Annotated in this window: 37 protein-coding genes; 31 read left to right on the top strand and 6 right to left on the bottom strand. The window is 44.0% G+C overall.

Annotated elements, in window-relative coordinates:
- The 29 genes from L4C39_RS17160 to rplQ all read left to right on the top strand — a co-directional run.
- Nucleotides 1–372: EF-Tu C-terminal domain-related protein (locus L4C39_RS17160; protein WP_489686401.1), on the top strand; the 372-nt coding region annotated here is incomplete at its 5' end.
- A 428-nt stretch (nucleotides 373–800) separates the two neighbouring features.
- Nucleotides 801–1,112 (top strand): 30S ribosomal protein S10, encoded by a 312-nt coding sequence (gene rpsJ / locus L4C39_RS17155; RefSeq protein WP_017053625.1) that lies wholly within the window; start codon nucleotides 801–803, stop codon nucleotides 1,110–1,112.
- Between the two features lie 14 nt (nucleotides 1,113–1,126).
- The gene (gene rplC, locus L4C39_RS17150) at nucleotides 1,127–1,756 is read left to right on the top strand and encodes a 50S ribosomal protein L3 (protein ID WP_017053626.1); all 630 of its coding nucleotides are present in this window, start codon (nucleotides 1,127–1,129) and stop codon (nucleotides 1,754–1,756) included.
- Between the two features lie 16 nt (nucleotides 1,757–1,772).
- Nucleotides 1,773–2,375 (top strand): 50S ribosomal protein L4, encoded by a 603-nt coding sequence (gene rplD, locus L4C39_RS17145; protein WP_113795473.1) that lies wholly within the window; start codon nucleotides 1,773–1,775, stop codon nucleotides 2,373–2,375.
- On the top strand, nucleotides 2,372–2,674 hold the full coding sequence (gene rplW, locus L4C39_RS17140) for a 50S ribosomal protein L23 (RefSeq protein ID WP_017029101.1): 303 nt from the start codon (nucleotides 2,372–2,374) through the stop codon (nucleotides 2,672–2,674). The genes rplD and rplW overlap by 4 nt, the downstream gene beginning before the upstream one ends.
- 15 nt (nucleotides 2,675–2,689) lie before the next feature.
- A complete protein-coding gene (gene rplB / locus L4C39_RS17135; RefSeq protein WP_113795474.1) occupies nucleotides 2,690–3,514 on the top strand; it encodes a 50S ribosomal protein L2 in 825 nt (274 codons plus the stop codon).
- A gap of 19 nt (nucleotides 3,515–3,533) precedes the next feature.
- Nucleotides 3,534–3,812 carry a 30S ribosomal protein S19 gene (gene rpsS / locus L4C39_RS17130; RefSeq protein ID WP_005435078.1) on the top strand — a complete coding sequence of 93 codons (279 nt, stop codon included), beginning with the start codon at nucleotides 3,534–3,536 and terminating at the stop codon, nucleotides 3,810–3,812.
- A gap of 10 nt (nucleotides 3,813–3,822) precedes the next feature.
- Nucleotides 3,823–4,155 (top strand): 50S ribosomal protein L22, encoded by a 333-nt coding sequence (gene rplV, locus L4C39_RS17125; protein WP_026026743.1) that lies wholly within the window; start codon nucleotides 3,823–3,825, stop codon nucleotides 4,153–4,155.
- Between the two features lie 18 nt (nucleotides 4,156–4,173).
- Nucleotides 4,174–4,872, top strand: coding sequence for a 30S ribosomal protein S3 (gene rpsC, locus L4C39_RS17120; protein ID WP_113795475.1), 699 nt, complete (start codon nucleotides 4,174–4,176; stop codon nucleotides 4,870–4,872).
- An 11-nt stretch (nucleotides 4,873–4,883) separates the two neighbouring features.
- A complete protein-coding gene (rplP, locus tag L4C39_RS17115; RefSeq protein WP_017051433.1) occupies nucleotides 4,884–5,294 on the top strand; it encodes a 50S ribosomal protein L16 in 411 nt (136 codons plus the stop codon).
- The gene (gene rpmC / locus L4C39_RS17110; RefSeq protein ID WP_113795476.1) at nucleotides 5,294–5,485 is read left to right on the top strand and encodes a 50S ribosomal protein L29; all 192 of its coding nucleotides are present in this window, start codon (nucleotides 5,294–5,296) and stop codon (nucleotides 5,483–5,485) included. The genes rplP and rpmC overlap by 1 nt, the downstream gene beginning before the upstream one ends.
- Entirely contained in the window at nucleotides 5,485–5,739 is a 255-nt protein-coding gene (gene rpsQ, locus L4C39_RS17105) for a 30S ribosomal protein S17 (RefSeq protein WP_113795477.1), read from the top strand. Before rpmC ends, rpsQ begins: the two co-directional genes overlap by 1 nt.
- A gap of 161 nt (nucleotides 5,740–5,900) precedes the next feature.
- The gene (gene rplN / locus L4C39_RS17100) at nucleotides 5,901–6,272 is read left to right on the top strand and encodes a 50S ribosomal protein L14 (protein WP_017051436.1); all 372 of its coding nucleotides are present in this window, start codon (nucleotides 5,901–5,903) and stop codon (nucleotides 6,270–6,272) included.
- A gap of 13 nt (nucleotides 6,273–6,285) precedes the next feature.
- Nucleotides 6,286–6,603, top strand: coding sequence for a 50S ribosomal protein L24 (rplX, locus tag L4C39_RS17095; protein ID WP_113795478.1), 318 nt, complete (start codon nucleotides 6,286–6,288; stop codon nucleotides 6,601–6,603).
- Nucleotides 6,604–6,626: 23 nt separating this feature from the next.
- Nucleotides 6,627–7,166 (top strand): 50S ribosomal protein L5, encoded by a 540-nt coding sequence (rplE, locus tag L4C39_RS17090; RefSeq protein WP_017051438.1) that lies wholly within the window; start codon nucleotides 6,627–6,629, stop codon nucleotides 7,164–7,166.
- Between the two features lie 17 nt (nucleotides 7,167–7,183).
- Nucleotides 7,184–7,489 carry a 30S ribosomal protein S14 gene (rpsN, locus tag L4C39_RS17085; RefSeq protein ID WP_017051439.1) on the top strand — a complete coding sequence of 102 codons (306 nt, stop codon included), beginning with the start codon at nucleotides 7,184–7,186 and terminating at the stop codon, nucleotides 7,487–7,489.
- A gap of 29 nt (nucleotides 7,490–7,518) precedes the next feature.
- Nucleotides 7,519–7,911 (top strand): 30S ribosomal protein S8, encoded by a 393-nt coding sequence (rpsH, locus tag L4C39_RS17080; RefSeq protein ID WP_017051440.1) that lies wholly within the window; start codon nucleotides 7,519–7,521, stop codon nucleotides 7,909–7,911.
- A gap of 12 nt (nucleotides 7,912–7,923) precedes the next feature.
- Nucleotides 7,924–8,457, top strand: a complete 534-nt coding sequence (gene rplF / locus L4C39_RS17075) for a 50S ribosomal protein L6 (RefSeq protein ID WP_113795479.1) — start codon at nucleotides 7,924–7,926, stop codon at nucleotides 8,455–8,457.
- Between the two features lie 9 nt (nucleotides 8,458–8,466).
- Nucleotides 8,467–8,820: a 50S ribosomal protein L18 gene (gene rplR, locus L4C39_RS17070; protein ID WP_113795480.1), complete on the top strand. Its 354-nt coding sequence runs from the start codon at nucleotides 8,467–8,469 to the stop codon at nucleotides 8,818–8,820.
- A 14-nt stretch (nucleotides 8,821–8,834) separates the two neighbouring features.
- Nucleotides 8,835–9,335, top strand: coding sequence for a 30S ribosomal protein S5 (gene rpsE / locus L4C39_RS17065; protein ID WP_113795481.1), 501 nt, complete (start codon nucleotides 8,835–8,837; stop codon nucleotides 9,333–9,335).
- 5 nt (nucleotides 9,336–9,340) lie between these two features.
- Nucleotides 9,341–9,520 (top strand): 50S ribosomal protein L30, encoded by a 180-nt coding sequence (gene rpmD / locus L4C39_RS17060; protein WP_017051444.1) that lies wholly within the window; start codon nucleotides 9,341–9,343, stop codon nucleotides 9,518–9,520.
- Between the two features lie 5 nt (nucleotides 9,521–9,525).
- Nucleotides 9,526–9,960: a 50S ribosomal protein L15 gene (rplO, locus tag L4C39_RS17055; RefSeq protein WP_017051445.1), complete on the top strand. Its 435-nt coding sequence runs from the start codon at nucleotides 9,526–9,528 to the stop codon at nucleotides 9,958–9,960.
- Between the two features lie 20 nt (nucleotides 9,961–9,980).
- Nucleotides 9,981–11,315, top strand: coding sequence for a preprotein translocase subunit SecY (secY, locus tag L4C39_RS17050; protein ID WP_017051446.1), 1,335 nt, complete (start codon nucleotides 9,981–9,983; stop codon nucleotides 11,313–11,315).
- A gap of 40 nt (nucleotides 11,316–11,355) precedes the next feature.
- A complete protein-coding gene (gene rpmJ / locus L4C39_RS17045) occupies nucleotides 11,356–11,469 on the top strand; it encodes a 50S ribosomal protein L36 (RefSeq protein WP_000868186.1) in 114 nt (37 codons plus the stop codon).
- Between the two features lie 148 nt (nucleotides 11,470–11,617).
- Nucleotides 11,618–11,974, top strand: coding sequence for a 30S ribosomal protein S13 (gene rpsM, locus L4C39_RS17040; RefSeq protein ID WP_017051447.1), 357 nt, complete (start codon nucleotides 11,618–11,620; stop codon nucleotides 11,972–11,974).
- A 19-nt stretch (nucleotides 11,975–11,993) separates the two neighbouring features.
- The gene (rpsK, locus tag L4C39_RS17035; RefSeq protein WP_004738778.1) at nucleotides 11,994–12,383 is read left to right on the top strand and encodes a 30S ribosomal protein S11; all 390 of its coding nucleotides are present in this window, start codon (nucleotides 11,994–11,996) and stop codon (nucleotides 12,381–12,383) included.
- Between the two features lie 33 nt (nucleotides 12,384–12,416).
- The gene (gene rpsD / locus L4C39_RS17030) at nucleotides 12,417–13,037 is read left to right on the top strand and encodes a 30S ribosomal protein S4 (protein ID WP_017051448.1); all 621 of its coding nucleotides are present in this window, start codon (nucleotides 12,417–12,419) and stop codon (nucleotides 13,035–13,037) included.
- Nucleotides 13,038–13,060: 23 nt separating this feature from the next.
- On the top strand, nucleotides 13,061–14,053 hold the full coding sequence (locus L4C39_RS17025; RefSeq protein WP_017051449.1) for a DNA-directed RNA polymerase subunit alpha: 993 nt from the start codon (nucleotides 13,061–13,063) through the stop codon (nucleotides 14,051–14,053).
- A gap of 25 nt (nucleotides 14,054–14,078) precedes the next feature.
- Complete coding sequence (gene rplQ, locus L4C39_RS17020; protein ID WP_004729812.1) at nucleotides 14,079–14,459, top strand: 50S ribosomal protein L17; 381 nt, start codon at nucleotides 14,079–14,081, stop codon at nucleotides 14,457–14,459.
- Between the two features lie 213 nt (nucleotides 14,460–14,672).
- On the opposite strand, the gene L4C39_RS17015 is transcribed toward rplQ, so the two are convergent.
- Both L4C39_RS17015 and bamJ read right to left on the bottom strand, forming a co-directional pair.
- The gene (locus tag L4C39_RS17015; protein ID WP_429747094.1) at nucleotides 14,673–15,173 is read right to left on the bottom strand and encodes a DUF2780 domain-containing protein; all 501 of its coding nucleotides are present in this window, start codon (nucleotides 15,171–15,173) and stop codon (nucleotides 14,673–14,675) included.
- A 93-nt stretch (nucleotides 15,174–15,266) separates the two neighbouring features.
- Nucleotides 15,267–15,887, bottom strand: a complete 621-nt coding sequence (gene bamJ, locus L4C39_RS17010; RefSeq protein WP_017051451.1) for a BamJ family beta-barrel-assembly machinery protein — start codon at nucleotides 15,885–15,887, stop codon at nucleotides 15,267–15,269.
- Nucleotides 15,888–16,144: 257 nt separating this feature from the next.
- Between bamJ and L4C39_RS17005 the strand changes: the two genes are divergently transcribed.
- Nucleotides 16,145–16,702, top strand: coding sequence for a LysM-like peptidoglycan-binding domain-containing protein (locus L4C39_RS17005; protein ID WP_429747092.1), 558 nt, complete (start codon nucleotides 16,145–16,147; stop codon nucleotides 16,700–16,702).
- A 6-nt stretch (nucleotides 16,703–16,708) separates the two neighbouring features.
- Here the strand turns inward: L4C39_RS17005 and L4C39_RS17000 are convergent, their stop codons facing one another.
- From L4C39_RS17000 to L4C39_RS16985, 4 genes are all read right to left on the bottom strand, one after another.
- Nucleotides 16,709–17,596, bottom strand: coding sequence for a DMT family transporter (locus L4C39_RS17000; RefSeq protein ID WP_429747090.1), 888 nt, complete (start codon nucleotides 17,594–17,596; stop codon nucleotides 16,709–16,711).
- Between the two features lie 7 nt (nucleotides 17,597–17,603).
- The gene (locus L4C39_RS16995; RefSeq protein WP_261888806.1) at nucleotides 17,604–18,056 is read right to left on the bottom strand and encodes a GNAT family N-acetyltransferase; all 453 of its coding nucleotides are present in this window, start codon (nucleotides 18,054–18,056) and stop codon (nucleotides 17,604–17,606) included.
- 69 nt (nucleotides 18,057–18,125) lie between these two features.
- Nucleotides 18,126–18,695, bottom strand: a complete 570-nt coding sequence (locus L4C39_RS16990; RefSeq protein WP_017051455.1) for a Crp/Fnr family transcriptional regulator — start codon at nucleotides 18,693–18,695, stop codon at nucleotides 18,126–18,128.
- Nucleotides 18,696–18,920: 225 nt separating this feature from the next.
- Nucleotides 18,921–20,882, bottom strand: coding sequence for a bifunctional 2',3'-cyclic-nucleotide 2'-phosphodiesterase/3'-nucleotidase (locus L4C39_RS16985; protein ID WP_429747088.1), 1,962 nt, complete (start codon nucleotides 20,880–20,882; stop codon nucleotides 18,921–18,923).
- Nucleotides 20,883–21,202: 320 nt separating this feature from the next.
- Here L4C39_RS16985 and cysD point away from each other — a divergent pair, with 320 nt between their 5' ends.
- Nucleotides 21,203–22,111, top strand: coding sequence for a sulfate adenylyltransferase subunit CysD (cysD, locus tag L4C39_RS16980; RefSeq protein ID WP_017051457.1), 909 nt, complete (start codon nucleotides 21,203–21,205; stop codon nucleotides 22,109–22,111).
- Nucleotides 22,112–22,127 lie beyond the last annotated feature (16 nt).

The raw sequence follows: 22,127 nt of genomic DNA, 5'->3' as shown, positions 1-22,127 counted from the left end.
GGTGAGAACGTTGGTGCACTTCTACGTGGTACTAAGCGTGATGACGTTGAACGTGGCCAAGTACTTGCTGCTAAAGGTTCTATCAACCCACACACTAAGTTTGAGTCTGAAGTATACGTACTGTCTAAAGACGAAGGCGGCCGTCACACTCCTTTCTTCAAAGGTTACCGTCCACAGTTCTACTTCCGTACAACTGACGTAACAGGCGATATCACACTTCCAGAAGGTGTTGAAATGGTAATGCCTGGTGACAACGTTCAAATGACGGTTGAGCTAATCGCTCCAATCGCAATGGACGACGGTCTACGCTTCGCAATCCGTGAAGGTGGCCGTACAGTTGGTGCTGGTGTTGTTGCTAAAATCTTCGCTTAATTTCGAATGATTTTGCACTCTTATTATTAAGAGCAGCATTGATGAAAAAAGGAAGCTTCGGCTTCCTTTTTTATTGTTGGTAATGAATTCCCCTCTGAATTTTCTTCGATATAAAGCTTAAAATTCTTCTTCGATTATTTTTTCACCCAAACTATTGCATCCTAAACTGTGATCTGTATAATGCATCGCACTGGTTAAGCCAGTTGTGAACCAATAAGCATCGAGGAGCAAAACCTATTAGGTTTTGGTAATGTATACTCAGCTCATGTTCGCGGTTAATATTAATTAGTTTACTAATTATAGTTAGCTGACAATGTGTCCTAATTTTGGATACTACGGTTTCACATAAATCAATCGGCATTCACTCGTCTTAACGAGTTTGAGTGGCGATATTGTTTGTGTAATTTATTAAACTGGAGCTCTGTCTCATGCAGAACCAACGTATTCGTATCCGTCTAAAGGCGTTTGATTACAAGCTAATCGATCAGTCTACAGCGGAAATCGTTGAAACAGCAAAACGTACCGGCGCACAGGTTCGTGGTCCTATTCCACTACCTACTCGTAAAGAGCGTTTTACTATTCTTGTCTCTCCACACGTTAACAAAGATGCTCGTGACCAGTACGAAATCCGTACTCACAAGCGTTTGATCGATATCGTTGAGCCAACAGATAAAACTGTTGATGCTCTAATGCGTCTTGATCTAGCTGCTGGCGTTGATGTACAAATTAGCCTAGGTTAAGGGAGATTAGAATAATGATTGGTCTAGTCGGACGTAAAGTGGGTATGACCCGCGTATTTACCGAAGAAGGCGTTTCTATCCCAGTAACTGTTGTTGAGGTTGAAGCGAACCGTGTTTCTCAAGTTAAAACACTTGAAAACGACGGCTACGCAGCAATCCAAGTAACTGCTGGTACTAAGAAAGCTAACCGTGTATCTAAGCCAGAAGCTGGTCACTTTGCGAAAGCAGGTGTTGAAGCGGGCCGCGGTCTTTGGGAATTCCGTTTAGAAAACGGAGAAGAGTTTGAAGTTGGCGCTGAGCTAAACGTAGAACTTTTCAATGAAATTAAAAAAGTAGACGTTACTGGCACATCTAAAGGTAAAGGCTTCCAAGGCGTAGTTAAGCGTTGGAATTTCTCTACACAAGATATGACTCACGGTAACTCTTTGTCTCACCGTGCACCGGGTTCAATTGGCCAATGTCAAACTCCAGGTCGCGTGTTTAAAGGCAAAAAAATGGCAGGTCACATGGGAGCTGAGCGTGTAACGACTCAAAACCTAGAGATCGTACGTGTTGACGCTGAGCGTAATCTACTCCTTATTAAAGGTGCAGTACCAGGCTCAACAGGTGGCAACGTGATCGTCAAACCTGCTGTTAAAGCATAACGTCTAGGAGTAAGTAATGGAATTGATGGTTAAAGGTGCCGATGCACTAACTGTTTCCGAGACTACTTTCGGACGTGACTTTAACGAAGCTCTAGTACACCAAGTGGTTGTTGCATATGCAGCAGGTGCTCGTCAAGGTACTCGTGCTCAAAAGACTCGTTCTGAAGTATCTGGCGGCGGTGCTAAGCCATGGCGTCAAAAAGGTACTGGCCGCGCTCGTGCTGGTACAATTCGTAGCCCAATCTGGCGTTCAGGTGGTGTTACTTTTGCTGCGAAACCACAAGATCACAGCCAAAAAGTTAACAAGAAAATGTACCGCGGTGCTATGAAGAGCATTCTTTCTGAGCTAGTTCGTCAAGAGCGTTTAATCGTTGTTGATAACTTCTCTGTAGAAGCTCCAAAGACAAAAGAATTAGTAGCTAAGCTTAATGAACTTGAGCTAAGTGACGTTCTGATTGTAACTGGCGAAGTAGATGAGAATCTATTCTTAGCTGCTCGTAACCTATACAAAGTTGATGCACGTGACGTTGCTGGTATTGATCCAGTATCTCTAATTGCATTCAACAAGGTTCTAATGACTGCTGACGCAGTTAAGCAAGTTGAGGAGATGCTGGCATGATCACTGAAGAGCGTCTACTAAAAGTTCTACGTGCTCCACACATCTCTGAAAAAGCAACTATGGCAGCTGAAAAAGCGAACACTATCGTTTTTAAAGTAGCTAAAGATGCGACTAAGAAAGAGATCAAAGCAGCTGTAGAAAAGCTATTTGAAGTTGAAGTTAAGTCAGTAAATACTCTTGTTCTCAAGGGTAAGACCAAACGTCAAGGTATGCGTGAAGGCCGTCGTTCAGACGTTAAGAAAGCCTACGTTACTTTGAAAGAAGGTCAAGATCTTGACTTCGTTGGCGGTGCGGAATAACAGGAGTAGTTAAAAATGGCTATTGTTAAATGTAAGCCGACTTCCCCTGGTCGTCGTCACGTCGTTAAAGTTGTTAACGCTGACCTTCACAAGGGTAAGCCATACGCTCCACTTTTAGAGAAAAACTCTAAAAATGGTGGTCGTAACAACAACGGTCGTATTACAGTACGTCACATCGGTGGTGGTCATAAACATCATTACCGTTTAATTGACTTTAAACGTACTAAAGACGGTATTCCAGCGAAAGTTGAACGTCTAGAATACGATCCAAACCGTAGCGCTAACATCGCTCTAGTTCTGTACGCAGACGGTGAGCGTCGTTACATTATTGCACCAAAAGGTGTTCAAGCTGGTGATCAGATCCAATCTGGTGCGGATGCAGCAATTAAAGCAGGTAACACTCTGCCAATGCGCAACATCCCAGTAGGTTCTACTGTACACTGTGTTGAACTTAAACCTGGTAAAGGTGCACAACTAGCTCGTTCGGCTGGTGCTTATGCTCAAATCGTTGCTCGCGACGGTGCATACGTAACTATCCGTTTACGTTCTGGTGAAATGCGCAAAGTACTTTCTGAAGGCCGTGCAACTATCGGTGAAGTTGGTAACTCTGAGCATATGCTACGTGAACTTGGTAAAGCTGGTGCTAACCGCTGGCGCGGTGTTCGTCCTACCGTTCGCGGTGTGGTTATGAACCCAGTTGATCACCCGCACGGTGGTGGTGAAGGTCGCACATCTGGCGGTCGTCACCCTGTATCACCTTGGGGTATGCCTACTAAAGGCTTCAAGACTCGTAAGAATAAATCTACTGACAAGTACATTGTACGTCGTCGTAATAAGTAATCTATAAAGAGGAATCGCCATGCCACGTTCTCTCAAGAAAGGTCCTTTCATTGACCTACACTTGCTGAAGAAGGTAGAGAAAGCGGTGGAAAGCGGAGACAAAAAGCCTATTAAGACTTGGTCCCGTCGCTCAATGATCATCCCAACAATGATTGGTTTGACCATCGCTGTCCATAATGGTCGTCAGCACGTACCAGTTTTCGTTACCGAAGAAATGATCGGTCACAAACTGGGCGAATTCGCACCAACTCGCACTTATCGCGGCCATGCTGCAGATAAGAAAGCTAAGAAGCGTTAAGGAGTAGATGATGGAAGCACTAGCTAAACATAACTTTGCTCGCATTTCGCCTCAGAAAGCTCGCTTAGTTGCAGACCAAATTCGCGGTAAATCTGTTGATCAGGCTCTAGAAATTTTAACATTCAGCAACAAAAAAGCTGCTGTGTTAATCAAGAAAGTTCTTGAATCAGCAATCGCCAACGCGGAACACAACGAAGGTGCAGATATTGATGATCTTAATGTCGCTAAAATCTTCGTAGATGAAGGCCCTATCATGAAGCGCATTATGCCTCGTGCTAAAGGTCGTGCGGATCGTATCTTGAAGCGTTCAAGCCACATCAGCATCGTTGTAGCTGATCGCTAGAGACTAGGAGAGTAAGCAATGGGTCAGAAAGTACATCCTAATGGTATTCGTCTTGGCATCGTCAAGCCTTGGAATGCTACATGGTTTGCTAATACCAAAGATTTCGCTGCCAACCTAGACGGCGACTTCAAGGTACGTCAGTTCCTAACTAAAGAACTGAAAAAAGCGTCTCTTTCACGTATCGTTATCGAACGTCCTGCTAAGAGTGTTCGTGTGACTATTCACACAGCTCGTCCAGGCGTTGTTATCGGTAAGAAAGGCGAAGACGTTGAGAAGCTACGCGCAGCTGTAGCTAAAATTGCAGGCGTACCAGCACAAATCAACATCGCTGAAGTACGTAAGCCTGAGCTAGACGGTCAACTTGTGGCTGATAGCATCGCATCTCAACTAGAACGTCGTGTGATGTTCCGTCGCGCTATGAAGCGTGCGGTACAGAATGCTATGCGTCTAGGCGCTAAAGGCATCAAAGTACAAGTAGGCGGCCGTTTAGGCGGTGCTGAAATTGCACGTTCTGAGTGGTATCGTGAAGGTCGTGTGCCTCTACATACTCTACGTGCTGACATTGATTACGCAACTTCTTCGGCTCACACCCAATACGGTGTGATCGGCATTAAAGTTTGGATCTTCAAAGGTGAGATTCTAGACGGAATGCCTGCTGCTAACGCAGTAGAGCCAAAGGCTGATAAGCCTAAGAAGCAGCGTAAAGGCCGTAAGTAAGGAGTCGAGACATGCTACAACCTAAACGTACTAAGTTCCGCAAGGTTATGACAGGTCGCAACCGTGGTCTAGCTAAAGGTACTGATGTAAGCTTCGGCGAATTCGGTCTTAAAGCTATTGGCCGTGGTCGTCTGACTGCTCGTCAAATTGAAGCGGCACGTCGTGCAATGACACGTCACGTTAAGCGTCAAGGTCAAATCTGGATCCGTGTGTTCCCAGACAAACCAATCACAGAAAAACCACTTGAAGTTCGTCAAGGTAAGGGTAAAGGTAACGTTGAGTACTGGGTAGCCCAAATCCAACCTGGAAAGGTAATGTACGAGATGGGTGGTGTACCTGAAGAATTGGCACGTGAAGCGTTCCGCCTAGCGGCTCGTAAACTGCCTTTCAAAACTACCTTTGTAACTAAGCAGGTGATGTGATGAAAGCACAAGATCTACGCGAAAAAAACGTTGAAGAGCTAAATGCAGAGCTTTTGGGTTTGCTACGTGAACAGTTCAACTTGCGCATGCAAGCTGCTACTGGTCAACTACAGCAGACTCATACTCTAAAAACTGTTCGTCGTGATATCGCACGTGTGAAAACTGTTTTGACTGAGAAGGCAGACGCATAATGAGCGAACAAAGTCGTACACAACAAGGTCGTGTTATTAGCGATAAGATGGATAAATCTATCGTTGTTGCTATCGAGCGCGTGGTAAAACACCCAGTTTACGGTAAATACGTAAAGCGCACGACCAAAGTACACGCACATGATGAAAACAACGAATGTCGTCTAGGCGACTCAGTTGAAATTCATGAGTGTCGTCCACTGTCTAAGACTAAGTCTTGGGCATTGGTAAAAGTTATCGAAAAGGCGAAGATTTAATCTCGCTTATTCAATAACTTCCAAGCGGCTCCAAAATAATTTTGGGGCCGCTTGTTTTTTGTCTACCCAATCACAAAAAAGGGTGGTACAATTCGCGTCCCTTTTAAAGAGGCAGCCCGACCCGTGATGGGTCTAGTTTTAATATTTAGCGGAGCACTAACATGATCCAAATGCAAAGTACACTCGACGCTGCGGATAACTCCGGCGCTCGTAGAGTAATGTGTATTAAGGTTCTGGGTGGCTCTCACCGCCGTTATGCACATATCGGAGACATCATTAAAGTTACTGTTAAGGAAGCAATTCCTCGCGGTAAAGTTAAAAAAGGTGATGTTCTTAAGGCGGTTGTAGTGCGCACCCGTAAAGGCGTTCGTCGTCCAGACGGTTCTGTCATTCGCTTCGACCGTAATGCTTGCGTATTGTTGAACGACACTACTGAGCAACCAGTCGGTACACGTATCTTTGGGCCAGTGACTCGTGAACTTCGTAACTCGAAATTCATGAAGATTGTTTCACTAGCACCTGAAGTTCTGTAAGGAGCGTTACAAAATGGCAGCTAAAATCCGTCGTAATGACGAAGTAATCATTCTTGCTGGTAAAGATAAAGGCAAGAAAGGTAAGGTAACTAAGGTTCTGACAACTGGTAAAGTTATCGTTGAAGGTATCAACCTTGTGAAAAAGCACCAAAAGCCGGTTCCGGCTCTAGGTCAGCAAGGTGGCATCGTTGAACAAGAAGCAGCAATTGATGCTTCTAACGTTGCAATCTTTAACGCGGCTACTGGTAAAGCAGACCGTATCGGTTTCCGTATCGAAGATGGTAAGAAAGTTCGTTTCTTTAAATCTAACGGCGAAATCGTTTCTAACTAATAGAAGTAATTTGGAGTTCTACTATGGCGAAACTGCATGATTACTACAAGTCGTCTGTAGTCGCTGAACTTACCAAAGAGTTCAGCTACACAAGCGTCATGCAAGTCCCTAGGATTGATAAAATCACCCTAAACATGGGCGTTGGTGAAGCAATCAACGATAAGAAACTACTAGAAAATGCAGCATCTGATATGGCAACGATCTCTGGTCAAAAGCCGCTTATCACTAAAGCTCGCAAATCTGTAGCTGGTTTCAAAATTCGTGAAGGCTACCCAATCGGTTGTAAAGTAACCTTGCGTGGCGAGCGTATGTGGGAGTTCTTAGAGCGTTTAATCTCTATTGCTCTTCCACGTGTACGTGATTTCCGTGGTGTTAGCGCTAAGTCTTTTGACGGACGCGGTAACTACAGCATGGGCGTTCGCGAGCAAATCATCTTTCCGGAAATCGACTACGATAAAGTCGATCGTGTCCGCGGTCTTGATATTACTATCACGACGACTGCAGGCTCCGATGAGGAAGGCCGTGCTTTGCTGGCTGCCTTTAACTTCCCATTCCGTAAGTAAGGTGAAGGGTTACTGTTATGGCTAAACAATCAATGAAAGCACGTGAAGTTAAACGTGCGAAGCTAGTAGCTAAGTTCGCTGAGAAGCGTTCTGCGTTAAAAGCTCTTATTAGCGATGTAAACGCATCTGAAGAAGATCGTTGGAATGCAGTTCTTAAACTGCAAGCTCTTCCTCGTGATTCAAGTGCATCACGTCAGCGTAACCGTTGCAACCAAACTGGTCGCCCACACGGTTTCCTACGTAAATTCGGTCTAAGCCGTATTAAGGTTCGCGAAGCTTGCATGAAAGGCGAGATTCCGGGTCTTCGTAAGGCTAGCTGGTAATTGCCACTTAATCATTTGGAGTAAATCTTATGAGCATGCAAGATCCGATTTCGGATATGCTGACCCGCGTTCGTAACGGTCAATCAGCAAATAAAGTTGCTGTGAAAATGCCTTCTTCAAAGCTTAAAGTTGCAATTGCTGCATTACTTAAAGCTGAAGGTTATATCGCTGAATTCGCTGTTGAAGGCGAAGTAAAACCAGAGCTAGAAGTTACACTTAAGTACTTCCAAGCTAAACCTGTAATCGAGCAAATCCAACGTGTATCACGTCCTGGTCTTCGCGTCTATAAAAATAAAGACTCGTTACCGTCTGTGATGGGTGGTCTGGGTATTGCTGTAGTGTCCACTTCCAAGGGTCTGATGTCTGACCGTGCTGCTCGTAAAGCAGGTCTTGGTGGTGAAATCATCTGCTACGTAGCTTAATAGGAGTAGGATATGTCTCGTGTTGCTAAGGCACCTGTTGCAATTCCTGCCGGCGTAGAGTTGAAACTAAACGGCCAGGAAATCACTGTTAAAGGTGGTAAAGGTGAACTAACTCGCGTTCTAAACAACGCTGTAGTTATCTCACAGGAAGATAACACCATTACGTTCGGTCCACGCGAAGGCGTAGCTAACGCATGGGCACAAGCAGGCACAGCACGTGCTCTTGTGAACAATATGGTTGTTGGTGTTACTGAAGGCTTTACTAAGAAGCTGACCCTTAAGGGTGTAGGTTACCGTGCTGCTATGAAAGGCAACGCTGTAGGCCTAACTTTGGGCTTCTCACACCCTGTAGAGCATGCTCTACCAGAAGGTGTTAAAGCTGAATGTCCAAGTCAAACTGAGATCGTTATTACTGGTTGTGATAAACAACTAGTAGGTCAAGTTGCGGCTGACATTCGTTCTTACCGTGAGCCTGAACCTTATAAAGGTAAAGGTGTTCGTTACGCAGATGAAAATGTGCGTACTAAAGAAGCTAAGAAGAAGTAAGGTAACACTATGGATAAGAAAGCATCTCGCATCCGTCGTGCTACACGTGCGCGTCGTAAGATTGCGGAACTGGGTGCAACTCGCCTAGTAGTACACCGTACTCCTCGTCACGTGTATGCTCAGGTTATTGCATCAAATGGCTCTGAGGTTATCGCTGCAGCTTCTACCGTAGAAAAAGCGATCCGTGAGCAAGTTAAGAATACTGGTAACGTAGACGCTGCTGCAGCTGTAGGTAAAGCTATTGCTGAGCGCGCAATCGAAAAAGGCATTTCAAATGTTGCTTTCGATCGTTCTGGTTTCCAATACCACGGTCGAGTAGCGGCGCTAGCAGATTCTGCTCGCGAAGCTGGTCTGAAATTCTAAGGTAGGGTTGGAAGATGGCTAAAGAACAACAACAAGCTAGTGATTTGCAAGAAAAACTAATCGCTGTTAACCGTGTTTCTAAAACGGTTAAAGGTGGTCGAATCATGAGCTTCACTGCACTAACAGTAGTTGGTGACGGTAATGGTCGCATTGGTTTCGGTTACGGCAAAGCTCGTGAAGTACCAGCTGCGATTCAAAAAGCAATGGAAAAAGCGCGTCGTAACATGGTTACTATCGCACTTAACGAAGGCACACTTCACCACGCGGTGAAAGGTCGTCATTCGGGCTCTAAGATCTACATGCAGCAAGCTGCAGAAGGTACAGGTATCATCGCCGGTGGCGCGATGCGTGCAGTACTTGAAGTTGTAGGTGTACGTAACGTATTAGCAAAAGCTTACGGTTCTACTAACCCAATCAACGTTGTTCGCGCAACGATTGCTGGTCTAGCAGACGTTAAGTCACCAGAAATGGTTGCAGCTAAACGTGGTCTAACCGTTAAAACAATTTCGGAGTAAGAACCATGGCTAATACTATTAAAGTGACTCAAACTAAGAGCTCAATTGGTCGCCTACCTAAGCACAAAGCGTGCTTGAAAGGTTTAGGCCTTCGTCGCATCAACCATACAGTAGAACTTGAAGATACACCGTGTATTCGCGGTATGATCAACAAGGTTTACTACATGGTTAAGATTGAGGAGTAATCAGAATGCGTTTGAATACTCTATCACCGGCTGCTGGCTCTAAACCTTCTAAGAAGCGTGTAGGTCGTGGTATCGGTTCTGGCCTTGGTAAAACAGGTGGCCGCGGCCACAAAGGTCAAAAATCACGCTCTGGCGGTTCTGTTCGTCCAGGTTTTGAAGGCGGTCAAATGCCTTTGAAACAGCGTCTACCTAAATTCGGTTTCACATCTCGTAAGAGCCTTGTGACTGCTGAAATTCGTCTAGCTGAGCTAGCGAATGTTACAGGTGACGTAGTTGACTTGAACAGCCTTAAAGCGGCTAACTTAGTAACTAAGAACATCGAATTTGTAAAAATCGTACTTTCTGGTGAACTAAGCAAAGCTGTGACTGTTAAAGGTCTACGCGTGACTAAAGGCGCTAAAGCTGCAATCGAAGCTGCAGGCGGTAAAATCGAGGAATAATCTCGAGGAACGAGGTACAGATGGCTAAGAAACCAGGACAAGATTTTCGTAGTGCTCAGAGCGGTTTAAGTGAATTAAAGTCGCGCTTGTTATTCGTAATATGTGCACTTTTAGTATTCCGAGCCGGTTCTTTTGTGCCGATTCCTGGTATTGACGCAGCTGTACTTGCCGATTTGTTCGAGCAGCAAAAAGGTACCATCGTTGAAATGTTTAACATGTTCTCCGGTGGTGCTCTTGAGCGTGCATCTATATTAGCATTGGGCATCATGCCGTATATTTCGGCATCTATTGTTGTCCAATTGCTAACTGTAGTTCATCCAGCGTTAGCGGAACTCAAAAAAGAGGGTGAAGCAGGCCGTCGTAAGATAAGCCAATATACGCGTTATGGCACGCTTGTACTTGCAACGTTCCAAGCTATAGGTATCGCAACAGGCCTACCAAACATGGTCGATAATCTGGTTGTTATCAACCAAACCATGTTTACGCTTATTGCTACCGTGAGTTTAGTAACTGGTACCATGTTTTTGATGTGGTTAGGTGAACAAATTACAGAGCGTGGAATCGGTAATGGTATTTCAATACTAATTTTTGCAGGTATTGTTGCAGGGTTGCCTTCGGCAATCGGACAAACAATTGAGCAAGCGCGTCAAGGTGAATTGCACGTACTTCTTCTATTGTTTATTGCGGTATTATCTTTTGCTGTTATCTACTTCGTAGTTTTCATGGAGCGTGGTCAACGTCGTATCGTCGTTAATTATGCAAAACGTCAACAAGGTCGTAAGGTATTCGCAGCACAAAGTTCTCACTTGCCACTTAAAATTAATATGGCAGGTGTAATACCAGCAATTTTTGCATCAAGTATTATCTTGTTCCCAGGAACATTGGCTCAATGGTTTGGTCAAAATGGTGAGAGCAGCGCATTCGGTTGGTTAACTGATGTGTCTTTGGCTCTTAGCCCTGGTCAACCGTTGTATGTAATGCTTTATGCTGCTGCAATTATTTTCTTCTGTTTCTTTTATACAGCGTTGGTGTTTAACCCACGTGAAACAGCGGATAATTTGAAGAAGTCAGGTGCATTCGTACCCGGCATCCGCCCAGGTGAGCAGACAGCGAAATATATCGATAAAGTGATGACTAGACTAACCTTAGCTGGTGCTCTATACATTACTTTTATATGTCTGATTCCTGAGTTCATGATGGTCGCTTGGAACGTACGTTTCTATTTTGGCGGCACATCACTACTTATCGTAGTGGTAGTTATCATGGATTTCATGGCACAGGTACAGACTCATCTGATGTCACAACAGTATGATTCTGTGTTGAAAAAAGCGAATCTGAAAGGTTACGGCCGTTAATTCGGTTGTAGAAGTTCAGTTCCAATTACGGAGTTTAGCAATGAAAGTTCGTGCTTCCGTTAAAAAAATCTGCCGTAACTGTAAAGTTATCAAGCGCAACGGTGTTGTGCGCGTAATTTGCAGTGAGCCAAAGCACAAACAGCGCCAAGGCTAATTAGCAGAAATTTTTACTTGAAATATAAGGGTTGGTCGAGTATATTCCTCGGCCTACCTTTTGCGTGCAAAAGAAGTAGTATGCCGCAGCGTATCCTCGACGGGCTTTGCTGCGGATAATTCTTTATTAAAGTACCTAGGAGTGAATAGTGGCCCGTATAGCAGGCATTAACATTCCTGATCAAAAACATGCTGTGATTGCACTTACTGCAATCTTCGGCATCGGTAAGACCCGTTCTCAAGCTATTTTAGCTGAAGTGGGTATTGCTGAGAATGTTAAGATCAGTGAACTAACTGAAGAGCAGATCGATCAACTGCGTGATGGTGTAGCTAAGTACACTGTAGAAGGTGATCTACGTCGTGAAGTATCGATGAACATCAAGCGTCTTATGGACCTTGGCTGTTACCGCGGTCTTCGTCATCGTCGCAGTCTACCACTACGTGGACAGCGTACTAAAACCAACGCTCGCACCCGTAAGGGTCCGCGCAAGCCGATCAAGAAATAGTCGGATAAGGTAGAGTACAATGGCAAAACAACCAACTCGCGCGCGTAAGCGCGTACGCAAGCAAGTCGCAGATGGCGTAGCGCACATCCATGCTTCTTTTAACAATACCATCGTAACCATCACTGACCGTCAAGGTAACGCACTAGCTTGGGCTACTGCAGGTGGTTCTGGTTTCCGCGGTTCTCGCAAATCTACTCCGTTCGCAGCACAAGTTGCAGCTGAACGTTGTGGTGAAATGGCTAAAGAATATGGCCTAAAGAACTTGGAAGTTATGGTTAAGGGTCCAGGTCCAGGTCGTGAATCTACTGTTCGCGCACTGAACGCTGCTGGTTTCCGTATCACAAACATTGTAGATGCGACTCCTATCCCTCATAACGGTTGTCGTCCACCTAAGAAACGTCGCGTATAACGTTCACGTTTCTAGGAATATTGGAGAAGAATCATGGCAAGATATTTGGGTCCTAAGCTGAAGCTTAGTCGTCGCGAAGGCACTGACTTATTCCTTAAGTCTGGTGTTCGTGCGATTGATACCAAGTGTAAAATTGATAACGCACCAGGTGTACACGGCGCTCGTCGCGGTCGTTTATCTGAGTACGGTGTTCAGCTTCGTGAGAAGCAAAAAGTACGTCGTATCTATGGCGTTCTAGAAAAACAATTCCGTAACTACTACAAAGAAGCTGCGCGTCTTAAAGGCAATACAGGTGCAAACCTACTTCAGCTTCTTGAAGGTCGTCTTGATAACGTAGTTTACCGTATGGGCTTTGGCGCTACTCGTGCTGAATCTCGTCAACTAGTTAGCCACAAAGCTATCCTAGTTAACGGTAAAGTTGTTAACGTTCCTTCTTTCAAAGTAGATGCTAATGACGTTGTGTCAATTCGTGAGAAAGCTAAACAGCAATCTCGCATTAAAGCAGCTCTAGAAGTTGCTGAACAACGTGAAAAAGCAACTTGGATTGAAGTCGATGCTGGCAAAATGGAAGGTACATTCAAGCGTATGCCTGAACGTTCTGACTTATCAGCTGACATCAACGAACACTTGATCGTCGAACTTTACTCTAAGTAAGGTTAAACTAAAGAGAGGACACAATGCAGGGTTCTGTAACAGAATTTCTTAAGCCACGTCTTGTTGACATCGAACAGATCAATACAACACATGCAAAAGTAACTCTTGAGCCATTAGAGCGTGGCTTTGGCCACACTCTAGGTAATGCGCTTCGCCGCATTCTACTATCTTCTATGCCGGGTTGTGCCGTAACAGAAGTAGAGATTGAAGGTGTACTACATGAGTACAGCACTAAAGAAGGCGTTCAAGAAGATGTTCTTGAAATTCTTCTAAACCTTAAAGGTTTGGCTGTGCTTGTTGCCGAAGGCAAAGATGAAGTGTTTATTACGCTTAACAAATCAGGCTCAGGCCCTGTTGTTGCAGGTGACATCACCCATGATGGTGATGTAGAGATCGCTAATCCTGAACACGTTATTTGTCATCTAACTGATGACAACGCTGAGATCGCTATGCGTATCAAAGTTGAACGTGGTCGTGGTTACGTTCCAGCTTCAGCTCGTATCCATACTGAAGAAGATGAGCGTCCAATCGGTCGTCTACTTGTTGATGCTACTTACAGCCCAGTCGATAAAATCGCCTATGCAGTAGAAGCAGCACGTGTAGAACAACGTACAGATTTAGACAAGCTTGTTATCGATATGGAAACGAACGGTACTCTAGAACCTGAGGAAGCGATTCGTCGCGCAGCTACTATTTTAGCTGAGCAACTGGATGCGTTCGTAGATCTTCGTGATGTACGTGTACCTGAGGAGAAGGAAGAGAAGCCGGAATTCGATCCAATCCTACTGCGTCCTGTAGACGATCTTGAACTAACAGTTCGCTCTGCTAACTGTTTGAAGGCAGAAGCGATTCACTACATCGGTGATCTAGTGCAGCGTACTGAGGTTGAGTTACTTAAAACTCCAAACCTTGGTAAGAAGTCTCTTACTGAAATTAAAGATGTTCTTGCTTCACGTGGACTTTCTCTGGGCATGCGCCTAGAAAACTGGCCACCAGCGTCTATTGCTGAAGATTAATCGTAAAAGTTAGAAGGATTAGGTCATGCGCCATCGTAAGAGTGGTCGTCAACTCAACCGCAACAGCAGTCATCGTAAAGCGATGTTCAGCAACATGGCTAGCTCTCTTGTTCGTCACGAAGTTATCAAAACTACCGTGCCTAAAGCAAAAGAACTACGTCGCGTAATTGAGCCTTTGATTACCCTAGCTAAGACAGACAGTGTTGCTAACCGTCGTCTTGCATTTGCACGCACTCGTGATAACGAAGTTGTTGCAAAATTGTTTAACGAACTTGGACCGCGTTTCGCGGCACGCCAAGGCGGTTACACTCGCATTCTTAAATGTGGTTTCCGTACTGGTGACAAAGCTCCAATGGCTTACATTGAGCTTGTAGATCGCCCAGCTGCTGAAGAAGCTGCTGAGTAATCAGTTCGATAAAATAAAAGCCGAGCATTTATGCTCGGCTTTTTTGTACCCCAAAGAAAAGTTATTACTGTCTAGGTCATTAAGGCTATTAGGTTATCTAGGCTATTTAGGTTTTCAGGCTATCTAGTAGCCGCCAACCAACAAATTGATAGCAATCAACACGTTCGACGTAACAACATGCTTCTTGTTGATATTAGAAGCGATAAGTTAATTTTACTCAGCCCAAAGCCCTGTTACTGATTCCAATAGACCTGATGTCGCCCCTTGTTTGGCAAGATAGTCGATAATGACAGGTGCAAATTGCGCAATCATTCCAGGATCTAAGCCTAAAGTGCTGAAAACATTTTTTACAGCATCGATGTTTCCAACCATACTCATTAATCCTGAGGTTCCGCCTGTTAATGCCGACATTCCTGGGATAAGGCTTGAAAGCTCACTCTTATCATCACTGCCTAAACTACTGTTCGCCAAAGCAAGAAGAGCACCAGCACCTCCTGCTGCCTGTTCGTTTGAAATAGGGAGTTGAGAAGTCAGTAATGAGGTGAGAGGTGACTCTTCAGATGCCGAGTTTGTTTGTGTTAGTGTATTTGTGACCATCGAGGATAAATCCGTTGCTGGGTCATCATCTAATTTTGAGCCAAAGCCAAAAAAAGCGTAACTGGGTGCGGAGCATAGAGAGAAACATATTGCTGCAGTACATAAGCGTCTATTCATTTTGAACTCTTGTCGTCGATTGTTATTACTTTTATTTTAGACGAAAAAAAGCGACGCAATTGCGTCGCTTTGATTTTTTATTAATTCTAAGAATTAAAGAATAGCTAGAAGCTCAACTTCAAACACAAGAGCAGCAAAAGGAGGGATTGCAGCGCCAGCGCCACGCTCACCGTATGCAAGATCTTGTGGGATGTATAGTTTCCACTTAGAGCCAACAGGCATCATTTGTAGAGCTTGTACCCAACCTTGAATTACGCCAGTTACTGGGAATTCTGCAGGTTGACCACGAGAAACTGAGCTATCGAAAACAGTACCATCAGTTAGTTCACCGTGGTAATGAACACGAACTTGCTTGTCAGAAGTTGGAATTTCACCAGTACCTTCTGTAAGGATTTCGTATTGTAGACCAGATTCAAGAACCGTTACTTCTGAACGAAGAGCGTTGTCAGTTAGGAATGCTTCACCGTCTGCTGCTGCTACTTTAGCAAGCTCTTGGCGTGCTGCTTCACCACGAGTGTGTAGCTCTTGCAGTGCGTTGTTGATTTCGTCAACTTCGATAGCTGGCATGTCACCAACTAGTGCTGTTGCGATACCAGCAGCGATAGCGTCAACGTTAAGACCTTCAAGACCAGAACCCGCTAGTTGTTGGCCCATTTGTAGACCGATGCCGTAGCTTGCTTTTTGCTCTACTGTTTCAAATTTTACTTCAGACATGAATGTCACTCTTTATTTGTACAAAGAAAAGAGAAAGGATACCAGTATTAAACCGAGGAGGAAACGCTAAAGCTTCTTTCGAACAGGAAAAGGCACACGATGTGACATTACTCAGGTTACTAAGTATCTTGTAATTATGCATTCATTCACTATGGGTCGAAATAGTGTAACAAGGTTAAGGAAATTGATGCTTTCCTCTATACTCAAGCGGCAATGCTTTTTATAATATTGGTTCAAAATAAAGGAGATGTGTAGCGATGAATCGTCGACACAAGAAAAAGCAGCAAGTTAATTATGTTGAACTGGCAAAAGCGAAATTAAGCGCTTTTGATGGAAAAATTGTGCTGGCTCGTCTTAAGAATTTTTGGCAGGGTTTACCGCGTCTACATCGCCGTATAATCAGCGTGTTGGCTCCTTTAATTTGTATTCTGGCTCTTTTACCTGCACCAAAGCCTAGTATTAAAAGTCCAGTAGTGAATGAACGTGTTGAGCTGAGTATTAATACTCAAAGTTTAAGCGAACAGCAAAGCACGGAACAATCCTCTTTAAAATCTGAATCATGGCGTGAATACACGGTTAAGAATGGCGACACCTTATCGCAAGTTTTCCGTAATAATTCATTGCAGATGACAGATTTAAATGCGCTGGTAAAAATAGAAGGTTCTGATAAGCCATTAAGCCAAATTAAGAAAGGGCAGTTAGTCCGTTTTAAATTGGCATCTGATGGTAATTTGGACATTCTACAATTGGAAAAAGGGAGTTCTTCAGTGATGTTTTTCCGTTTATCTGATGGTGGCTTCGGAAGAAGTAAATAGAAAAAATCACTTACTAGAACGGGGCGTGACAAGTTGCTGGCTTATCCATTTTTTCGGTATCAATGGTAATAAAATTAAGCAGATACCGATTACGGTCAGCCAATTAGGTATTTCATCAAACCACCATACTCCCAAGATCGCAACGAATATTAACCCTGAATATTCTGCAAGTGCAATTTGAGACGCTGGCGCTTTTTTATAGGCGACAACGGCTAGACCATTATAGGTCAAAATTAGAGACGCACTTAATATTACCCACCCAAGTTCAGCTACGCTTATCGGCTGCCAATTCAGCACTGCTAATACACCCGCCACGGGAATAGACATTAACGTCGTCCACATCAATGTGGTGATCACAGGTTGCTCTGCTGGTATTTTTCGGACTAATACATTAAATAATGCGAGTGTACATGCGGTGCCAAGAGCGAAAAAAGCAGCCCAATGAAACTCCGAAGGTCGAAGAACAATCATCACCCCAATGAAACCTACCACAGTACCAATCACTTTATTTAAGCGTGGCTTTTCGTCTAAAAGCCATACCGATAATGGCAACATCAACAGTGGTGCTGCATAGAAAACAGCGTTAGCCGTTGCGAGAGGGAGATAGGTAATGGCTACCATCATACAACCACTGCCAATCAAAACTAAGTGTGCTCGTATTGCCGTGACTCGGCGGTTATTCAGTACTCTTTTGGATTTCGATTGGCGAAGCCAAAAAGGAAGGATCAGCAAGAGTGACATTACTTGGCGGATGAAAATGTATTGGTATGGTGATATCCCTCCGTTCAACAATTTAACCGCAACATCAGATAACGAAGCGGTTAAATTTCCCAGAATCAGTAAGGTTACCGCCAAATTGGTTGGTGACACATTCGTGAAAGGGTTACCTAGCATTGAGGTTCTATTTTTCTAAGCGCATATCAATATGCGGAATGTCATCTTCCAAATAGGTCTCTGAGATACTTTGAAAACCATGCTGCAGATAAAAATTCTCTAGATGTTCTTGTGCGCCGATGTCGATGGTTTCGCCCGGCCATAGGTTTTCGCATTGTAATAACGCTTGCTTGACGAGTTGGTGACCTAAACCTGTACCACGAGCACTCTCTTTTGTTGCTACTCGGCCAATACTGACATTGTCATAGCTGATACCTGTTGGAAGGAGTCGAGCGCAAGCCACTAAGTTGCCGTTATCAAAGCCCATGAGGTGATGCACGCCATCCATGCAATCTTTACCATCTAGTTCAGGGTATGGGCAGGTTTGCTCAACAACAAAAATATTGATCCTGAGTTGAATGAGTTCATGAAGTTGAGAGGTTGTCAGTTGAGAGAACGTCGCCAGTTGCCAAGAGATCATATACACACCAAATTGCTTAATCGATAGCTACAATCTATCAAGTTCGTGGCTTTCTGACATTAACTTATGTTAACTCTTTTCTTTGATGCGAGCTTTAATTCGGCTTAAGCTGATGTGAGTGATACCAAGGTAAGCGGCAACTTGGTAATCGTTCAAGCGAGCTAATAAATCTGGATAGTGTTGGCAAAATAGCCCGTATCGCTCTTCTGGTGTGTACAGCAGCATGAAACGTTCCTTATTCTCCTTATGCATCAATTGAGTTTCAAGGAGCTTTAGATAGAGCGGATGAGACTCTTCTCGCCATGAGTGCAACGCCTGAGTTGGTAGGCATAGCAAACTGACAGGGGTTAAGGTCTCAAGCAAATATGGGGATGGCTGGTTCTTGATTAAGCTTTCAAACCCAATCATCCAATCTTGATCCCAATAAAATTCCTTACTGAATTGTTTACCTTGATCCGTTAAATAGCATGCATGACAGAGCCCTTCAATCAGGAAGTAAATTGAGTCAGCGACTTCCCCTTGGTTGACTAAAATATGTCGCGTAGGCAGTTCTAATGGCTTTGCTATTGAGAGTAGGTTGTCTATCTCGTTGGCATCAAATCCGTTTATTGATAGTTGATGATGCAGCTGTTCATGCATGAGAGTGTTCTTCCAGAGTATGCGCGTTATGGGGCCTATCATATACTGAAATACCTAGCCGTTGCGATGTTAGAGGAAACCATAGGTAGACCTTTAGTCATCTGACTGCCAATGCAACGTGTCATGGGTTGTGCTAACGGAAAATAGTGGCGAAATTAGGAAACATAAACAAAAAAACGCAGCTCAAAGTGAGCTGCGTTTGAAAGTAATACGCTTAGCGTTAATTTATTTCGCTAAATCTAGTTTGTAAACCGCAAAGCCAACTTCATCTGTCGCGACTTGTGTCATTGGGTATTGACCTTTGTCTTTGATAAATTGTGCGGCTTTTTCGCTTGGGGATGTTTCAAAGCGAATATCGAGTTTTACATCCGTCTTGATTGGTGCAAATGACCAGTTGTTGTCTGCACTTGGAATTACTTGGCCTTTCTCTTTGCTTACGCGTGAGATGTAGCTTGCTAGTACCGTACGGTTCTCATCTGGTGCATCAAACGCTACGAAATCACTACCAGTACCTGGGAACTTGTTGCTGTAAGCACGGTAGTTGTTTGTTGCAATGATGAACGGTTGCTTCATATCGATTGGTTTACCTTGGTAGGTTAGGCCAACAATACGTTGCGAATCAGCGTTAATGACTTTGCAGTTGCCGTCGTATTTCGCAGGTTGAGTAATATCGATTTGGTAGTTTACGCCATCGATAACATCAAAGTTATACGTACGGAAGTTGTCCCAATCGATCAGCGATTGTGATGCTGTGCTGTTAGGATCGATCTGCTTGAATTGACCAGCTGAGCACTCAAGCCACTCTTTTACTTCGCTGCCTGTTACTTTCATTGCAACTAAAGTGTTTGGGTACAAGTAAAGATCCGCAGCGTTACGGAACGTTAGTTGGCCAGATTCCACTTCAGTAAAGTTAGCAGGATCGTTACCACGACCGCCGGCTTTAAATGGTGCCGCAGCTGATAGAACTGGCGTTCCGTCTAGGTTTGGATCACCTTGGATAAAGCGTTCTACGTAATCTTTTTGTGCTAAGTTAACAATTTGAACAGTAGGATCATCTTGAACCAGTGCAAGGAAGCTGTACATGACATCGCTTGCTTTACCGATTGGTTGGTTAACAAAGTCACGTGTACCATTGTGATCTTCTTCAAGTGCTTTCAAAATACCAGTATCGGCTTTTGCAAGAGACTGTTTAGTTTTCTTGTTGTAGATTGGACGAGCTTCAGATTGACCTGAAGTCACTTCCCAACCGCCGTCTTTTTTCTCTAACACAAGATCCATAACACCAACGTGGCTACCCCAACGACCTGGCATTACTGCCGCTACGCCATTCATGGTGCCTTTTTCGTTGTCGATGCCTTCAATACCATCAAACCCTTTACCTGGGAAAACCGCGTGCGCATGGCCAAAGGCAATCGCATCAATGCCTTCAACCTCTGATAAGTAGAAGCTTGAGTTTTCTTCACCGAGTTTATGAGGTTCTGTAGAGACACCTGAGTGTGGGATCGCAATAATAACGTCCGCACCTTCTTTCTTCATTTGAGGTACGTAAAGTTCAGCGGTCTGCTTAATATCTTTCGCGATCACTTTACCTTCAAGATTCTTCTTATCCCACACCATGATTTGTGGTGGAACAAAACCAATGTAACCGACTTTAATTTCTTGAGCATTACCGTCTACATCTTTGAAAGTATGCGTTTTGATTAAGTAAGGCTTGAAGTAGTGCTCGCCAGTCTCTTTGTCATACACGTTAGCATTGACGTAAGGGAAGTTCGCATCGTTTAACGACTCTTTTAAGAAATCAAGACCGTAGTTAAATTCATGGTTACCAATGTTTGCGGCATCATAATCAAGTTGGTTCATCGCCTTGTAAACAGGGTGGATTTCACCAGGCTTAATCCCTTTTGCTGCTTGGTAATCACCCATTGGGCTACCTTGAAGAAGATCGCCATTGTCGACCAATACACTGTTGGTCACTTCATTTCGGGCTTCTTTTACTAAAGTAGCAGTGCGGCTAAGACCTGTTTTTTTCGTTGCTTTATCTTTGTAGTAGTCATAGTCCATTACGTTCGTGTGAATATCTGTTGTTTCAACGATACGTAGTTTAATTGTATCGGCCATTGCTGGGCCTGCCATTGCTAGCATGCCGCCAAGAATTGCAAGAGATAGAGGTTTCACTGCCACTTTCATTGTTTGCTCCAATATGAGGGGGAGATTAATAACGGGTCTAATGTAACAAAAGGCGCTGAAACAATGATGGATGCGGTTAATAAAGTGTGATGTGTCACGATTACTTAATAGCGTTCTGCCATGAACGTCTCAGCTTTGCTTGTTTTTTGTTCGCCCTGTTTGTTTTGTAAACCGCTATTAATGTAGAAAAGTTCACCTGAAAAATCTTCCCTTATCAGCTTTTCGAATAAAAAATGAAATTTTAGAATTTCCAGTAATATATATAGATGGACATAATAGGTGCATCAATGAAGCAAGGATCGCGATAAGGAAGCAGAAAGATGGACCAACAACGTTTAACCCACTTAAAACAGCTAGAAGCGGAGAGTATTCATATTATCCGCGAGGTTGCTGCTGAATTCGGCAATCCTGTCATGATGTATTCCATTGGAAAAGACTCCTCTGTGATGCTGCATCTGGCTCGAAAAGCGTTTTACCCAGGGAAAATTCCATTCCCACTACTGCATGTCGATACCAACTGGAAGTTTCGCGAAATGATTGAATTTCGTGATCGCACTGCCAAAAAGTATGGTTTTGATCTACTGGTGCATAAGAACCCTGAAGGGCTTGAGATGGGGATAAACCCATTTGTGCATGGCTCATCTAAACATACCGACATCATGAAAACTCAGGGCTTAAAGCAAGCGTTAAATCATTATGGATTTGATGCTGCTTTTGGTGGCGCTCGGCGTGATGAAGAAAAATCGCGAGCTAAAGAACGCGTTTACTCTTTCCGAGATAAAAATCATACCTGGGATCCTAAAAGCCAGCGCCCTGAATTGTGGAAGACTTACAACGGCCAGGTGAATAAAGGGGAGAGCATACGCGTATTCCCGCTATCAAACTGGACGGAATTGGATATCTGGCAGTACATCTATTTAGAAAATATTGAAATTGTACCGCTGTATCTTGCTGAGAAGCGCCCTGTGGTTGATCGTGATGGCATGCTGATCATGGTTGATGATGAGCGTATGGATATTGGTGAAGATGAAGTGGTTGAAGAGAAAAGTGTGCGTTTTCGTACCCTTGGTTGCTACCCATTAACAGGTGCGATTGAGTCTGAGGCAAATACGCTTACGGGAATTATTGAAGAGATGTTGGTGGCAACGTCGAGTGAACGACAAGGGCGAGCGATCGACCACGATCAGTCAGGATCAATGGAACTGAAAAAACGCCAAGGTTACTTCTAAGGATCTAAGGAAAGAA

Origin of the sequence: Vibrio clamense, assembly GCF_050337905.1 — a bacterium.
Lineage (GTDB): Bacteria > Pseudomonadota > Gammaproteobacteria > Enterobacterales > Vibrionaceae > Vibrio > Vibrio cortegadensis.
This window is presented reverse-complemented; position numbering and strand designations above follow the sequence as displayed.

Excerpts from the sequence above, each read along its gene's own strand:
- rpsJ (WP_017053625.1), top strand. The coding sequence starts at position 801 with ATGCAGAACCAACGTATTCGTATCCGTCTAAAGGCGTTTGATTACAAG.
- rplC (WP_017053626.1), top strand. The coding sequence starts at position 1,127 with ATGATTGGTCTAGTCGGACGTAAAGTGGGTATGACCCGCGTATTTACC.
- rplD (WP_113795473.1), top strand. The coding sequence starts at position 1,773 with ATGGAATTGATGGTTAAAGGTGCCGATGCACTAACTGTTTCCGAGACT.
- rplW (WP_017029101.1), top strand. The coding sequence starts at position 2,372 with ATGATCACTGAAGAGCGTCTACTAAAAGTTCTACGTGCTCCACACATC.
- rplB (WP_113795474.1), top strand. The coding sequence starts at position 2,690 with ATGGCTATTGTTAAATGTAAGCCGACTTCCCCTGGTCGTCGTCACGTC.
- rpsS (WP_005435078.1), top strand. The coding sequence starts at position 3,534 with ATGCCACGTTCTCTCAAGAAAGGTCCTTTCATTGACCTACACTTGCTG.
- rplV (WP_026026743.1), top strand. The coding sequence starts at position 3,823 with ATGGAAGCACTAGCTAAACATAACTTTGCTCGCATTTCGCCTCAGAAA.
- rpsC (WP_113795475.1), top strand. The coding sequence starts at position 4,174 with ATGGGTCAGAAAGTACATCCTAATGGTATTCGTCTTGGCATCGTCAAG.
- rplP (WP_017051433.1), top strand. The coding sequence starts at position 4,884 with ATGCTACAACCTAAACGTACTAAGTTCCGCAAGGTTATGACAGGTCGC.
- rpmC (WP_113795476.1), top strand. The coding sequence starts at position 5,294 with ATGAAAGCACAAGATCTACGCGAAAAAAACGTTGAAGAGCTAAATGCA.
- rpsQ (WP_113795477.1), top strand. The coding sequence starts at position 5,485 with ATGAGCGAACAAAGTCGTACACAACAAGGTCGTGTTATTAGCGATAAG.
- rplN (WP_017051436.1), top strand. The coding sequence starts at position 5,901 with ATGATCCAAATGCAAAGTACACTCGACGCTGCGGATAACTCCGGCGCT.
- rplX (WP_113795478.1), top strand. The coding sequence starts at position 6,286 with ATGGCAGCTAAAATCCGTCGTAATGACGAAGTAATCATTCTTGCTGGT.
- rplE (WP_017051438.1), top strand. The coding sequence starts at position 6,627 with ATGGCGAAACTGCATGATTACTACAAGTCGTCTGTAGTCGCTGAACTT.
- rpsN (WP_017051439.1), top strand. The coding sequence starts at position 7,184 with ATGGCTAAACAATCAATGAAAGCACGTGAAGTTAAACGTGCGAAGCTA.
- rpsH (WP_017051440.1), top strand. The coding sequence starts at position 7,519 with ATGAGCATGCAAGATCCGATTTCGGATATGCTGACCCGCGTTCGTAAC.
- rplF (WP_113795479.1), top strand. The coding sequence starts at position 7,924 with ATGTCTCGTGTTGCTAAGGCACCTGTTGCAATTCCTGCCGGCGTAGAG.
- rplR (WP_113795480.1), top strand. The coding sequence starts at position 8,467 with ATGGATAAGAAAGCATCTCGCATCCGTCGTGCTACACGTGCGCGTCGT.
- rpsE (WP_113795481.1), top strand. The coding sequence starts at position 8,835 with ATGGCTAAAGAACAACAACAAGCTAGTGATTTGCAAGAAAAACTAATC.
- rpmD (WP_017051444.1), top strand. The coding sequence starts at position 9,341 with ATGGCTAATACTATTAAAGTGACTCAAACTAAGAGCTCAATTGGTCGC.
- rplO (WP_017051445.1), top strand. The coding sequence starts at position 9,526 with ATGCGTTTGAATACTCTATCACCGGCTGCTGGCTCTAAACCTTCTAAG.
- secY (WP_017051446.1), top strand. The coding sequence starts at position 9,981 with ATGGCTAAGAAACCAGGACAAGATTTTCGTAGTGCTCAGAGCGGTTTA.
- rpmJ (WP_000868186.1), top strand. The coding sequence starts at position 11,356 with ATGAAAGTTCGTGCTTCCGTTAAAAAAATCTGCCGTAACTGTAAAGTT.
- rpsK (WP_004738778.1), top strand. The coding sequence starts at position 11,994 with ATGGCAAAACAACCAACTCGCGCGCGTAAGCGCGTACGCAAGCAAGTC.
- rpsD (WP_017051448.1), top strand. The coding sequence starts at position 12,417 with ATGGCAAGATATTTGGGTCCTAAGCTGAAGCTTAGTCGTCGCGAAGGC.
- L4C39_RS17025 (WP_017051449.1), top strand. The coding sequence starts at position 13,061 with ATGCAGGGTTCTGTAACAGAATTTCTTAAGCCACGTCTTGTTGACATC.
- rplQ (WP_004729812.1), top strand. The coding sequence starts at position 14,079 with ATGCGCCATCGTAAGAGTGGTCGTCAACTCAACCGCAACAGCAGTCAT.
- L4C39_RS17015 (WP_429747094.1), bottom strand. The coding sequence starts at position 15,173 with ATGAATAGACGCTTATGTACTGCAGCAATATGTTTCTCTCTATGCTCC.
- bamJ (WP_017051451.1), bottom strand. The coding sequence starts at position 15,887 with ATGTCTGAAGTAAAATTTGAAACAGTAGAGCAAAAAGCAAGCTACGGC.
- L4C39_RS17005 (WP_429747092.1), top strand. The coding sequence starts at position 16,145 with ATGAATCGTCGACACAAGAAAAAGCAGCAAGTTAATTATGTTGAACTG.
- L4C39_RS17000 (WP_429747090.1), bottom strand. The coding sequence starts at position 17,596 with ATGCTAGGTAACCCTTTCACGAATGTGTCACCAACCAATTTGGCGGTA.
- L4C39_RS16995 (WP_261888806.1), bottom strand. The coding sequence starts at position 18,056 with ATGATCTCTTGGCAACTGGCGACGTTCTCTCAACTGACAACCTCTCAA.
- L4C39_RS16990 (WP_017051455.1), bottom strand. The coding sequence starts at position 18,695 with ATGCATGAACAGCTGCATCATCAACTATCAATAAACGGATTTGATGCC.
- L4C39_RS16985 (WP_429747088.1), bottom strand. The coding sequence starts at position 20,882 with ATGAAAGTGGCAGTGAAACCTCTATCTCTTGCAATTCTTGGCGGCATG.
- cysD (WP_017051457.1), top strand. The coding sequence starts at position 21,203 with ATGGACCAACAACGTTTAACCCACTTAAAACAGCTAGAAGCGGAGAGT.